This is a genomic window from Serratia rubidaea, assembly GCF_016026735.1.
Lineage (GTDB): Bacteria > Pseudomonadota > Gammaproteobacteria > Enterobacterales > Enterobacteriaceae > Serratia_B > Serratia_B rubidaea.
On the sequence record NZ_CP065640.1, the window covers coordinates 2473985 to 2486947 of the forward strand.

Consider the following 12963-nt stretch of genomic DNA (forward strand, 5'->3'; position numbering starts at 1 on the left):
GGGATGGATATTAAAAACTAAAATTCGGAATAATTCAGCATAGATTGACTATTTCGTGAGGTTTCTCCGACTTGCTGGCTGCGCCACTGGATCAGCGACGGGGTTGCCGTTAAATCAAACGCTTCCCGGCCCAGCGCCCGGTTGAGGATGCGCGCCGCGCGCCAGGCCATCAGGCTCAGCTGCGGTTCGGCGATGCCGTGGCTATGCATGCCGGCATTGACGGCAAACAGACAGTTTTCCGCCGGGCCGTCCCACGCCAGGGTAAAGTCCGGCGCTACGCGATAGTTGTCATCCTCGGTTAGCTGCAGCCGCCCAGCCAGCGGCGCCAGAAACGCCGGGCGCTCCGGCTGATAGCCGGTGGCGAAAATCACCACGTCGCTGTCAAAGGTCTCTTTGCCCTGATCGAGATGGTGGTGGGTCACCAGCTGGTAGCCGTTGCCCTGCGGCTGCATCGCCGCCAGCGAACGGCTCGGCAGCAGGCGCGCCCAAGGCGTTTCGCGCAGCACTTCAAAGCGGTGATACATGGCGCGGTAAATCGCCAGCAGAGATTCCGTGGTAATGCCGTCCGAGGTCATCTTCTGCTCCGTCAGCATGCGCTGTTTGGCGCTGTCGTTCAGGGTGTAGAAGCTTTCCACATACTCCGGCGTAAAATACTCGTTGGCGAACGCCGCTTCGTCCAGCGCGTTGTAGTTATTGCGGCGCGACACCCAGTTGAGCTGCACCGGCTGCCCCCATTCACCGCGGAAAATATTCAGGAACAGATCGGCGCCGCTCTGGCCGCCGCCGACCACGGTGACGCGTTTGCCGGCCAGATCCGGGTTGCGCAGCGCCATTTCGCTGGCGTGGAAGCAGCGATCGTTCTGCTCGCTGACGCAGGCCGGCAGCAGCGGTTTTTTACCGATGCCGAGGCACACGTGGCGCGCCTGGAACATGCCGCGCTGGGTGGTGACCTCAAACAGCCGCTGTTTATCGTTGAAGGCCACCTGTTCAATCTCCTGGCTGAACGCCAGCGACTCGAGGCCGTTGGCCGCCCAGTCGAGGTAGTCGGCAAACTCTTCGCGCGATACGGTGCGCTGCTCGGTGGTCAGGAAGCGGTAAAACTTTTTGCGCTTCACCAGGTAGTTGAGAAAACTGTACGGATTGGTCGGCGACACCGCGCTGACCAGATCCTTGAGAAAGCTGGTTTGCATATGGCAGTCCGGCACCATCATGCCCGGATGCCAGGAAAAATGCGGCTTGCGCTCAAGAAACAGGCTGTTGAAACCGGCGACTTCGCTACCCAGCGCGGCAATGCTGAGGTTGAACGGACCGATACCGATGCCGATGAAATCGAGGGGCTGATTCATTGGGCAGACTCCTTGGTGACCAAATAAAGCGGGTTATCCAGATCCTGCAGATAGTTCGGCAACATACGGCTGCCGCCATCGTGTTCTGAATAGGTAAGTTTCACCGGGTTGAGCACCACGCGAATAATTTGTGGTTTAAACAGACTGAAAAGTGCAAAGCGTTCCGCCATGTCCGGGTGCTGCGCCATATAGTCTTGCAGCACCGTCGCCAGCAGTTGATAGAAACGTTCCTCGCTGAGCTGACAAGCGGCCATCAGCGGCGAGATAAAGCGCAGCACGGTGACAAAGTGGCCGGTCTGCAGGTCGTGAATCAGGTAGTCGGCCGGCAGGCGTACGGTGACGTCCTTCACCGACTGCGGCAGCGACGCCGCTTCGGCGAACTCCTGATCCACCAGGCGCATATCGCCCTGAAAATCCTTCAGCAGCACGCGCTGCGGCACGTGATCCTTCATCACCAGCGTGATGTTCTGGCCGTGGGCGATCAGCGCCACGCCGTAGCGGCACATCAGGTGGTACATCGGGATCACCACCGCCCGGAACATCTGGCTCAGCCAGGCTTCGGCGCTGAGGCCGGAGCGTTCGATATAGGCGGCGATTAGCGGCTGGCCGTGGTTGTCGGTTTCCATCAGCGTCGCCATCAGTATCGCCTGCTCGTCTTCCTGCAGATAGCCGGACGGGTTCTCGCGCCAGATCACGCCGAGCATCTCCTGATAGCGGTAAGGCGCCTGCGGCAGGCTGGCGTAGGTCGGGTGCGCCATGTAGCCGGCCGCCGGTTCGCCCAGGATCTGGGCGCCGCTGGCGCGCAGCGTGCCGTCTGCGGCGAAGATCTGCTGCAGCCAGCGGGAGGCCGCCGGGCCGGCGCCGATATATTTGCCGGGAATGCCGCGGTAGCAGGAGGTGTTGTAAATGGTCAGCGGCAGCTTGATATCAAAGGCCGAGCGGCGGCTGACGTTGGTCAGCGTGCGCAGCGATTGCTGGGCCAGATAGTCGTCGCCGAATTCGCCCAGTTCCACCAGTTCGCCGCTTGCCAGCTGCGGCAGGAAGTGCAGGGCGACCTTCTGCTGCCACTGCCACGGGTGCAGCGGCAGCGGGATCCAATCCTGCGTCAGCTGCAGTTCACGCCAGCGGCGGTCGAAACGCTGACGCTCACTGACGTCCATGGCGCTGTCCAGCAGATTATCCAGCGGATAGTCGTCGTCGGCGCACCAGACAAAGCTGTCGCGCCGCGCCGCCACCCAGTGCAGGCGAAACTGCCCCTGATACTCCGGCGCATAGCGCTGCAGCGCCTCCAGACCCCAGCCGCGGCGGCCCTTATTGAAGATAAACTTCGGGTGGCCGGCCAGCAGGCACTGCAGCTCGTCGGGATCGAGCGCAATCAGATCCTGGGCGCTCATGCCGTGGCGCGCCGCCCGCAGCTGCAGATCGCCGCGCAGGGTGGCGTACAGATCTTCCAGATGCTCGGCGATCTGCGCGTCGTTCATGCTCAGCACCTGCGCCAGCTGACGCAGCGTCTGGTCCGCCGCCAGCGGCTGGTCGCCGCAGGAGAGCGAGTCGGCGTCGATATGCAGCCAGCCCCAGATGCCGCGCCGGGCGCGGAAGCGGTAAACCGCATCCCCCAGCGTGATGCGCCAGCCGTCTTGCTCGGCTTCGGCGCGCAGCGTGCGCTCATACTCAAGCTCCGCAAGGATCTTGGCGATCATCTGGCGGTTAACGTGCTGCCAGTCCGCGTATTCCGTGAGATTCATACCGCTTGCCCCTGAAAGAAGTCGTGACGCTGGTTGACGATCAGACGCGAACGCTTATGCGGGAAATCAAACTCCTTCACCGTCTGATAGCCGGCCGCCGGCAGATGGCGGAACAGGCGCTGGTTATCGGCGCGCGGCTCGGCCACCACGCGGGTGGTGCGCGGTTCGTCCAGATAGAGATAGTGAGTCAGCCCGCGCAGCCAGCTGCGGATAAACTGCGCGCCGCGCCATGCCTCTTCGCCCACCAACATATGCAGGCCGCGATCGAACGGCTGCCAGCGGTAGTGGCGGCCGATGCGATCTTCCGCCGCCCAGTAAACTTCGAAATAGCCGAACGGCTGATCGTCGAAGCAGCCCAGCAGCGGATAACAGTAGCTGGAATCCAGCTGACGCTGCAGGTAGGCGGCCTGCTGCTCCAGCGGGCCGGCCATCTCCCAGAAGGCGGCGACGCGCGGGGCGTTCATCCAACGGGTGAAGCGTTCGGCGTCCTGCGCCACGTCCGGCAGGCGGAAGCTCAGCGTGTGCTTAATCTGCGGATCGAAACGGCGGTAGACCTCGCCCTGCGGACGCGCCGGGCGCTGCGGGAACCACAGTTCGCGCTCGGCGTCGTACTGCATCTGCCCGTCAGCCGGCGCGCGTGGCGCCGTCAGCCACAGCGGCAGCTGATAAAAGGTTTCGCGCGCCAGATAGTCGCCGTGCGCCAGGGCGAACAGCGCCTGCGCCTGCGGCTCTTCGCGCCATGCGGCATACGGCAGGGCGATGCCGGTCAGCTGCGGCGCGGCGACCAGCAGCTGGTCCAGCGCCTGTACCAGCCAGCCGGCGGGCAGGGCGACGCCCGGCGGGTGCAGCACTGCGCTGCCGTCCAGCCCGAGGCTCAGCGGCAGATTCTGCCCCAGCATTTCGCAGCGGAAGCCGCCGGCGGCATGCATCAGTTTGGCGATCGACATTATTTATCCTCCTGCGCGCGCAGCGGGTTGGTGAAGTCGAAATAGATCACCGCGGGATCGACGATGGTGTTTTCGTTGTGATCGTGCAGATAGCAGAAGAAGTTGCCTTTGCAGTTCCAGTGGCTGCTGTCCAGCACGTAGTCCAGGCAACGGGTGTTGCGCGCGGTGGCGCGCAGGCCGGCCAGCGCGTCGCGCACCTGCGTCATCAGCTGCTGTTCGTCGTCAAAACCGGCCGCGGCCATCGCGGCGGTGACCGCCAGCGTAGAGTTCACCAGCAGGTAATAAGGGAAGTAACGCAGCAGTTGCTGTTCGCTGAAGCGGTTTTCCGCCTCGGCTTCGCCGATCTGATCGAGCCACGGCGTGGCGTCGGAGGTAAAGCCGCTGCCCTGGCAGTCGCGGTACAGCATGCCGACCGGCAGATCCTGCTGCATCTCCACCAGAATATTTTGCTGGTGCGCCAGCAGCACCAGGCCGTAATCCGCCTCGGCGCTGAACAGCGGCAGCAGTACGTGTCGGCAATAGGCATCCAGCCAGCAGCGGGCGGCCTGCGCCAGCGGCAGATCAAGACGGGCGGCCAGGCGGCGCACCGCCGCCGCCAGCAGGCTATCGCCGCCGTCCGGCGCGGCCTGGGTCAGCGTCACCAGCACGTTGGTTTGCGTATCCGGGCGATCGAACAGCAGGTTGACCCGCAGCGCCATCAGGCTCTCTTCCTGAATCTGGCCGTCTGCGGCGCGCAGGCCGGCCCAGCCGTCCTCCTGCATCACGCGCATGGTGGGGTAACGCGCCTGCAGCGTTTGCCAGCGATCGGTTTGCGCCAGCCGCGCCAGCCGCATGCCGCGTTTGACTTCTTTGACCGACAGCGTGCGCACCGAGTTGGTCAGGCGTACGCTGAGGGAGAATTTGATCATGTCGCGGTTGGTTTCGCAGTACAGCGAGCGGGACGAACTGGTCGGCAGCCAGCGCGCGCCGGCCTCGCCCAGATCGCGCAGCAGTCCTTGCTCAACCAGCTCACGGCACCACGACTGGGCCAGCAGATGGTCGGCCTGCCACGGGTGCATCGGCAGCAGCCAGACGTCGTCGGTAAAGTGCGCCAGCAGCTGCGGCGCGCTTTCGGCGGCAAAGCGCTGCAGGCGCTGCTGCAGCGTCAGCGTCAGGCTGTCGCCGCACACCACGCGTTTATCGGCGGCAAACCAGCGCAGCGGGAAGCGCGCGCCGAAGTCCGGCAGATAGCGCCGCGCCTGCTGCGGGTTAAACGGTTCGTGGGATTTCGGCGCCGGGTGAAACGCATGGCCGACCAGCAGCCCCTGTTCCGCCTCGGCGAAGTTCAGCGGCCGGTCGCGCAGCGTCGGCCAGTCGAGGCGCACGGCGATCGCCTGCTGCGTATTGTCGTGGCTCTCCAGCACGCGCTGGCGGAACAGCGCCACGGTCTGGTCGTTCAGTTCGCCTTTTACCGCCGGCTTGGCCAGCAGCAGATCCACCAGTTGCTCAACGCTGAGCGTCGTGGCCTGGCCGTCATCTGACTGATGCAGTGTGGCCGGGAACAGGTAGTGGTGGTGCTGCGTCGGTGAGGTGTAGCGCAGATTAATGCGGATCGCCTGATGCTGATTAAGAGGAATATGTAACTGAGGATGTTGCTGGTGGTCGGTAGCCGGAATAACTTGCCAATCCCGGGTTTCGCGCATTAATGCGTTGAGAAAACACTGCGCAGCCACATCGGTCTTTGCGGTTGCAAACTGAATAGTCATGATCCCAGATTCACTATGAAACAATTGAGAATGATTCTTATATCAAGAATGGTTAACATTCACAATAATCCCATGGTACAATTTTTATCATAAACCAAACATATAACTCTTACTTTCTTAACGGTTACTTTACTTTTCATGAGCCTATCCCCACAACCCGATCTCCTTGCCGGCGCCAAAAGCGCACCAGCCAACTGGCCCCTGGCGTTTTGCGCCGGTTTATTGGGCATCGGGCAAAATGGTTTATTGGTCGCGCTGCCGGTGCTGGTCAGCATGACCCATCTGTCACTGTCGGTCTGGGCGGGGTTACTGACGCTCGGTTCGATGCTGTTTTTAGTCGGCTCTCCCTACTGGGGACGGCAGTGCGAAGTGCGCGGCTGCAAGTATGTGGTGCTGATGGCGCTGGGCGGCTATCTGCTCAGCTTTGCACTGCTGGCGCTGGCGGTATGGGGGCTGGCGGCAGGCTGGCTGCCCTCGCTGGCGGGGCTGGGCGCGCTGGTCGCGGCGCGCGTCATTTACGGCCTGACGGTATCCGGCATGGTGCCCGCCAGCCAGACCTGGGCGCTGCAGCGCGCCGGTCACGAGCGACGCATGGCGGCGCTGGCCACCATCAGCTCGGGGCTGAGCTGCGGCCGCCTATTGGGGCCGCTGTGCGCGGCGCTGGCGCTCTCGCTGCATCCGATGGCGCCGCTGTGGCTGATGGCGTTGGCGCCGTTGCTGGCCCTGCTGGTGGTGTGCCGGCAGCAGAACGATCCGCCGCTGCCGCCGGTGGCGCAGCAGCAAAACCGTTTACAGTGGCATATGCTGCCGTATCTGCTGTGCGCTCTGCTGCTGGCGGCGGCGGTCAGCCTGATGCAGCTGGGATTGGCGCCGCATCTGACCCGGCTGTTCCAGCACTCTGCAACGGTGGTCAGCCACCACGTCGCGATCCTGCTGAGCGTGGCGGCGGGCTGTACGCTGCTGGCGCAGTTTCTGGTGGTGCGGCCGCAGCGTTTTCCGCCGGCGCAGCTGCTGCTAATTGCCGCGTCGCTGATGGTGGTAGGGTTGGCGCTGATGTGCGTGCAGCCGCTGGCGCTGTTTTACCTGGGCTGTGCGCTGACGTCATTCGGCGCGGCGATGGCCACGCCGGGCTACCAGCTGCTGCTGAATGACAAACTCTCTACCGGCAAAGGTTCCGGCGTGATTGCCACCAGCCACACGCTGGGCTACGGGCTGAGCGCACTGATGGTGCCGGCGGTGGCGAAATTTTACGGCGAGTCGCAGCTGATTGCGGCGGCGCTGGCGATGGCCGTCCTGCTGGGCGGCGTAAGCGGCTGGCTATGGCGCCGGCGAGAAAAATAAACGAGCGGGAGAGGCAGTCAGATGTCCGCGAGCTATCGCATTTTTGATGTGCAGTTAATTGAAAAACGCCAGATTTCCCCGTCGCTGGTGCGTTGTGTTTTCAGCGGGCCGCAGGTGAGCCGCATGAAGCTGGAAGCGCCGGACCAGCGTATCAAGCTGCTGTTTCCGAGCGCGGAAGGGCAGGCTTCGCCGTTGGTGAACGGCGATGATTGGTATCGCGACTATATGGCGATACCGAAGGCGCAGCGGCCGGTGATGCGCACCTATACCCTGCGCGCGCTGCGCCGCGAACGTCAGGAGATGGACGTTGAGTTTGTGCTGCACGGCGACGGCGGCCCGGCCTCGGCCTGGGCGACGCACGCGCAGCCGGGGGACGCCATTCAGATCGTGGCGCCCAACGCCGATTTTGCCGGCGACAGCGGCGGCTATGAATGGGCGCCGCCGGCGCAGATGCGCCAGGCGCTGCTGATTGCCGATGAAACCGCGCTGCCGGCGGCGATGGGGATCCTCGAACAGCTGGCGCAGCAGGACAATCCGCCGCGGGTGCAGGCCTTTTTTGAAGTGCCAGTGGCCGGCGACTGCGTCAGCGTGGCGCAGTTTCCGTTTGCCGAGGTGTTCTGGCTGCCGCGCGACGTCGGGCCGCAGCAGCTGCACGGCACATTGTTGCTGGAGTCGGTGCGCCGTCGGGTGACCATTCCCGATTCGGCGCGCGCCGAGGCGCAGTCGCTGGCGGAAAACAGCCTGGGCGGCGACGTGCTGTGGGAAAGGGCGGAGGGCGCCTGCAGCTTTTATGCCTGGGTCGCCGCTGAATCCTCGACGGTGAAATCGCTGCGCCGCTATCTGATCGGCGAGTGCGATCTGGATCGCTCCACGGTCAACTTTATGGCTTACTGGTGCTAACGTCGTAAACAAGCGCGATATTAACTTAACAAGTAATTATTTTAATAATGCTATAAAAGCGAATAAGGCTGATAACACATAGGGTTATCGGCCTTATTTATATCTGGTGCCATTAACTTAATAAACTATTAACTTATTTGTATCTGAGCTTAAGCTTATGTTGCCATTGACTTATTAAGCTAATAATTTGTTGGCTTGTTGGCTTGTTGGCTTGTTGGCTTGTTGGCTTGTTGGCTTGTTGGCTTGTTGGCTTGTTGGCTTGTTGGCTTGTTGGCTTGTTGGCTTGTTGGCTTGTTGGCTTGTTGGCTTGTTGGCTTGTTGGCTTGTTGGCTTGTTGGCTTGTTGGCTTGTTGGCTTGTTGGTGGGGAAGATTATCGCTGGCGGCGTTTACTTCAGACGTTCGCTGCTTAATTGGTAAACGCTGCCTCGCTCCCGCTTACCGACGGCAACGACGGCTATCACCAAACAATCGTCGATCACTTCATAGACCAACCGAAATCCAGAGGCCCGCAGCTTGATTTTGTAACACCCCGGCATGCCACGTAGTTTCGCCGCGGGGATATGGGGATTTTCACAGCATTTCTTCAGCTTCTTGGCAAACTGTTGCTGTAGCGCTTTATCCAGCCTGTTCCACTCTTTCAGCGCAGACTCGCGGAATTTGACCTTGTAGGTCATGTAAACTGGTCCAGATCGACGTCAATCAGTGCTTCGTTGCGACGCTCATTGACCAGCCTGACCAGTTCCTGCTCATCCAGCACGTCAAGCATTTGCTCGTACAGGGCTGCCGGTACGCAATAGAATGCGGGCTGATTACGGTTGAGGATGGCGACCGGATACCCTTCGCCGGCGTTGACCGTCCCCATGGGGTTTTTCTTCAGTTCGCTGATGCTGGCGCTGGTATCGCTCAGAATGATATTTGGCACGTTGCCTCCGCATATGACCGCTTTAACTGGTCATATTATACACACAACAAGACCTGTTAACAGGTCTTGTTGTGGCCGGGGCGCTAATCGTGGCGCAGAAAATCGTCGGCATCGCGCCAGGCGGGGAAGGCGGTATGGTAGAGCTGCAGGTTCTCCAGCGACAGGTCGGCGTCCAGCCGGGCGGCCGCGCCGGACTCGGCGCTGGCCAGCGTTTCCCCCTGCGGGCTGATAATCAGGCTGTCGCCGCTGTAGCTCAGCCCGTTGCCGTCTTCGCCGACCCGGTTGCAGCCGGCGACATAGGCCTGGTTTTCAATGGCGCGCGCCGCCAGCAGCGTCTGCCAGTGCTGGCTGCGCGCTGCCGGCCAGTTGGCGACGTACAGCGCCAGATCATAATCCTGCTGACAGCGCGACCACACCGGGAAGCGCAGGTCGTAACAGATCTGCGGCAAAATCCGCCAGCCGCGCCACTCAAAGATTTCCCGTCGTTTGCCGGCCTGATAGTGCTGGTGCTCGCCGGCCATGCGGAACAGGTGGCGTTTATCATATGCGTGCACCGTGCCGCCCGGCTCTACCAGCAGAAAACGGTTCACCGCCGCCTTGTCGGTTTGCAGCGCCACGCTGCCGGCAATGGCCGCGTTGGTTTTGATCGCCCAGCCGAGCAGCCAGTTAACCACCTTACGTTCAGGCAGCGCGCTGGCGCCAGCGTCCATCGCAAAGCCGGTGGTGAACATCTCCGGCAGCACGATCAGATCGCGGCCGTGAATATCGGCCAGCAGCCGGTCAAAGTGCTGCAGGTTGGCCTGCCCGTCGCGCCATGCCAGCGGTTGCTGCAACAGGGTAATTTTTAAAGTCGACATAACCGCTCCGCAGCCGCATCCAGCGTGTCATCCTGTTTGGCGAAACATAGCCGGATCAATTTATGAGGGAAAGGATCGGCGCAGAACACCGACAGCGGGATCGCCGCCACGCCAGCCTGCTCCGTTAACCAGCGGCAAAACGCCACGTCGTCCAAATCCGACACGGCGCTGTAATCCGCCAGTAAGAAGTATGTACCTGCACAGGGCAGAATTTCCAGCCGGCTGCGGCTTAACGCCTGCACAAAGCGGTCGCGCTTGGCGCGATAAAAGACCGGCAGCTGTCGCCAGTGCTCCGGCTCGGCGCGCAGCATATCCGCCAGCGCCAGCTGGGCCGGGGTATTGACCGCAAAGGTCAGATACTGGTGCACCTTGCGCACTTCGGCGCTCAGCGCGGCCGGGGCGACGCAGTAACCCACTTTCCAACCGGTCATATGAAAGGTTTTGCCGAAGGAAGAGACGGCGATAGCCCGCTGGCGCAGTTGAGGGTGGGCCAGTACGCTGGCGTGGCCGTCATCGGCAAAGCAGATGTGCTCGTACACCTCATCGCTGAGTACATAGATCTCCTGCCCGGCGATGGCCTGCCACAGCTGCTGCAGATCCTCGGCCTGCCAGACGGTGGCGGACGGGTTGTGCGGCGTATTGACGATCACCAGCCGGGTGCGCGGCGACAGCTGCTCGCGGAACTGTTGCCAGTCGACGTTAAACGCCGGCGGCTGCAGGGCGATGCGTTTCATCACCCCGCCGCACAGTTGCACCGCCGGGGCGTAGCTGTCGTAGCTGGGGTCGAAGCTGATTACCTCATCCCCCGGCCGCACCAGCGCGCTGATGGCGGCGAACAGCGCTTCGGTGGCGCCGGCGGTGACGGTCACTTCCGCCTCGGCGTCCGGGCGCCAGCCGTACAGTTCGGCGGTTTTATCGGCGATGGCCGTGCGCAGCGGCGCGACGCCGGTCATCGGCGCGTACTGGTTGGCACCCTGCTCAACGTGCCAGGCCAGCCGCTGTTTCAAATAGGCCGGGCCATCAAAGTCGGGAAAGCCCTGCGACAGGTTGATGGCCTGATGCTGCTGCGCCAGCGCGCTCATCTGGCTGAAAATGGTGGTGCCGAGAGCGGGCAGTTTACTGTCGGGAGTCGGTGCGGAAAGCGTCATAAGCGATGTGGTGCCCCATTATGCTGATGTTGCTGACAATATAGCACGATGCTAGTATCTGGCAATCAAGACGTTTAGATGGCTATTTGTGCGGGTCGCCGGCGTCACCATGCTTTTTCTACTGCGGGATACCCATGAGCGAAAATGAGCAACTCAGCGCGCTGCTGGCCGCTTGTCACTGGATTGGCGACAAGGGCTGGTGCCCGGCTACCGGCGGCAACATGTCGCTGCGCCTGAATCATGAATACTGTCTGGTGACGGAATCAGGCAAAGATAAGGGCAGCCTGCGGCAGCAGGATTTTCTGCCGGTGGAGATCGCCAGCAACCATGCGCCGGACGGACGTACGCCGTCGGCGGAGACCGGCCTGCATACGCTGCTGTACCGGCTCTACCCGCAGGTGAGCGCGGTATTGCATACCCATTCGGTGAATGCCACGGTATTGTCGCGGGTGGAACAGGGCGACGCGCTGCGGTTGCAGGGCTATGAAATGCAAAAATCCCTCAGCGGCCAGCGCAGCCATCAGGACGTGGTGAGCATCCCGATTTTCGACAACGATCAGGATATTCCCCGGCTGGCGGCGCAGGTGGCGGCCTATGCCGAACGGACGCCGCTGGCGTACGGTTTTCTGGTGCGCGGCCACGGTCTGTACTGCTGGGGGCGGCAAGTGCAGGAAGCGCGCCGCCATCTTGAAGGGCTGGAGTTTTTATTCCAGTGTGAGCTGCAACGTCGTTTACTGGAGGCGCAATGATTCGCGCGATTGTTACCGATATTGAAGGCACCACCAGCGATATCCGCTTTGTGCATCAGGTGCTGTTTCCCTATGCCCGCCGGCATCTGGCCGATTATGTGCGCCGCCATGCGGATCGTGACGAAGTGGCCGCCGCGCTGGCGGCGCTGCGGGTTGAAATCGCCCAGCCGCAGGCCGACGACGAGCAGCTGATCGCCACGCTGTACCGTTTTATGGATGAAGATCGCAAGTCCACCGCGCTGAAGGCGCTGCAGGGCATCGTCTGGCGCAGCGGCTATCACAACGGCGATTTTCGCGGTCATCTCTATCCGGAGGTGGCGGAACAGCTGGCGGCGTGGCAGCGGCAGGGCATCGGGCTGTATGTATACTCCTCCGGCTCGGTCGAAGCGCAGAAACTGCTGTTCGGCTACAGCGAAGCCGGCGATCTGCAGCCGTTGTTCAGCGGCTACTTTGATACCCGCGTCGGCGCCAAGCGTGAGGTGGGGTCCTACCGCAATATTGCCGCGGACATCGGGCTGGCGCCGTCGGAGCTGCTGTTCCTGTCCGATATCCGCCAGGAGCTGGATGCGGCGTGCGACGCCGGCTGGCACGGTTGCCAGCTGATTCGCGGCGAGGAGGATCCGGACAGCCGCCACCCGCAGGTTAACCGTTTTGATCGCATCGACTTAGGGGAGTTTTGCTGATGAGCGCCTTGACTATTTATAGCGATGAACAGCCGCAGCAGCCGCTGTGGCAGAGCCGCGACGGCGAACAGATACGCCGGCAGCTGGAGCAGGTCGGCGTGCGCTTTGAACGCTGGCAGGCCGACCGTGAGTTAGGGGATGATCCGCAGCCGGAGGCGGTGATCGCCGCCTATCAGCATGCCATCGATCGGCTGGTGGCGGAAAAGGGCTACCAAAGCTGGGATGTGATCGCCATGCGTCCGGATCATCCGCAGCGCGAGGCGCTGCGGCAGAAGTTTTTGTCGGAGCATACCCACGGCGAAGATGAGGTCCGCTTCTTTGTGGAGGGCGCCGGGCTGTTTTGCCTGCATCTGAACCAGCGGGTATACCAGATCCTGTGTGAGAAAAACGATCTGATCTCGGTACCGGCCCACACGCCGCACTGGTTTGATATGGGGGCCGCGCCGCATTTTACCGCCATCCGCGTATTTGATAACCCGGAAGGGTGGATCGCGCAATTCACCGGCGACCCGATTGCCGGCGCATTTCCGCGTCTGGATTAGGACGCCGCGTTATCAACGGGGCCGGCGGCCCCGTTTC

General features: G+C 62.1%; 13 protein-coding genes. 5 read left to right on the top strand and 8 right to left on the bottom strand.

The features are described from left to right. Positions 1-17: 17 nt before the first annotated feature. From I6G83_RS11465 to I6G83_RS11480, 4 genes are read right to left on the bottom strand one after another with little or no spacing between them, the layout of a single operon-like run. Positions 18-1346 (bottom strand): lysine N(6)-hydroxylase/L-ornithine N(5)-oxygenase family protein, encoded by a 1329-nt coding sequence (locus I6G83_RS11465; protein WP_054307429.1) that lies wholly within the window; start codon positions 1344-1346, stop codon positions 18-20. Continuing rightward, positions 1343-3091 (bottom strand): IucA/IucC family protein, encoded by a 1749-nt coding sequence (gene iucC / locus I6G83_RS11470; RefSeq protein ID WP_054307428.1) that lies wholly within the window; start codon positions 3089-3091, stop codon positions 1343-1345. The genes I6G83_RS11465 and iucC overlap by 4 nt, the downstream gene beginning before the upstream one ends. Further along, the gene (locus tag I6G83_RS11475) at positions 3088-4038 is read right to left on the bottom strand and encodes a GNAT family N-acetyltransferase (RefSeq protein ID WP_054307427.1); all 951 of its coding nucleotides are present in this window, start codon (positions 4036-4038) and stop codon (positions 3088-3090) included. Before I6G83_RS11475 ends, iucC begins: the two co-directional genes overlap by 4 nt. Beyond that, positions 4038-5783 (bottom strand): IucA/IucC family protein, encoded by a 1746-nt coding sequence (locus tag I6G83_RS11480; RefSeq protein ID WP_054307426.1) that lies wholly within the window; start codon positions 5781-5783, stop codon positions 4038-4040. The genes I6G83_RS11475 and I6G83_RS11480 overlap by 1 nt, the downstream gene beginning before the upstream one ends. 138 nt (positions 5784-5921) lie before the next feature. On the opposite strand from I6G83_RS11480, the gene I6G83_RS11485 reads away from it, so the two are divergent. Further along, positions 5922-7124, top strand: a complete 1203-nt coding sequence (locus tag I6G83_RS11485; RefSeq protein WP_054307425.1) for an MFS transporter — start codon at positions 5922-5924, stop codon at positions 7122-7124. 21 nt (positions 7125-7145) lie between these two features. Further along, positions 7146-8024 carry a siderophore-interacting protein gene (locus I6G83_RS11490; protein WP_054307424.1) on the top strand — a complete coding sequence of 293 codons (879 nt, stop codon included), beginning with the start codon at positions 7146-7148 and terminating at the stop codon, positions 8022-8024. Positions 8025-8411: 387 nt separating this feature from the next. Here the strand turns inward: I6G83_RS11490 and I6G83_RS11495 are convergent, their stop codons facing one another. The 4 genes from I6G83_RS11495 to I6G83_RS11510 form a co-directional block, all read right to left on the bottom strand. Further along, positions 8412-8699, bottom strand: coding sequence for a type II toxin-antitoxin system RelE family toxin (locus tag I6G83_RS11495; protein WP_054305341.1), 288 nt, complete (start codon positions 8697-8699; stop codon positions 8412-8414). After that, positions 8696-8947, bottom strand: a complete 252-nt coding sequence (locus I6G83_RS11500) for a type II toxin-antitoxin system Phd/YefM family antitoxin (RefSeq protein ID WP_054305340.1) — start codon at positions 8945-8947, stop codon at positions 8696-8698. The genes I6G83_RS11495 and I6G83_RS11500 overlap by 4 nt, the downstream gene beginning before the upstream one ends. Positions 8948-9030: 83 nt before the next feature. Continuing rightward, a complete protein-coding gene (locus I6G83_RS11505; RefSeq protein WP_054305339.1) occupies positions 9031-9804 on the bottom strand; it encodes an amidohydrolase in 774 nt (257 codons plus the stop codon). Beyond that, the gene (locus I6G83_RS11510) at positions 9792-10952 is read right to left on the bottom strand and encodes a pyridoxal phosphate-dependent aminotransferase (RefSeq protein WP_054305338.1); all 1161 of its coding nucleotides are present in this window, start codon (positions 10950-10952) and stop codon (positions 9792-9794) included. The genes I6G83_RS11505 and I6G83_RS11510 overlap by 13 nt, the downstream gene beginning before the upstream one ends. Positions 10953-11086: 134 nt before the next feature. Between I6G83_RS11510 and I6G83_RS11515 the strand changes: the two genes are divergently transcribed. The 3 genes from I6G83_RS11515 to I6G83_RS11525 are packed head-to-tail and all read left to right on the top strand — an operon-like array spanning position 11087 to position 12926. Further along, positions 11087-11701, top strand: coding sequence for a methylthioribulose 1-phosphate dehydratase (locus tag I6G83_RS11515; RefSeq protein ID WP_054305337.1), 615 nt, complete (start codon positions 11087-11089; stop codon positions 11699-11701). Continuing rightward, entirely contained in the window at positions 11698-12384 is a 687-nt protein-coding gene (gene mtnC / locus I6G83_RS11520) for an acireductone synthase (RefSeq protein WP_054305336.1), read from the top strand. Before I6G83_RS11515 ends, mtnC begins: the two co-directional genes overlap by 4 nt. Beyond that, positions 12384-12926 (top strand): 1,2-dihydroxy-3-keto-5-methylthiopentene dioxygenase, encoded by a 543-nt coding sequence (locus tag I6G83_RS11525; RefSeq protein ID WP_015671079.1) that lies wholly within the window; start codon positions 12384-12386, stop codon positions 12924-12926. The genes mtnC and I6G83_RS11525 overlap by 1 nt, the downstream gene beginning before the upstream one ends. Positions 12927-12963 lie beyond the last annotated feature (37 nt).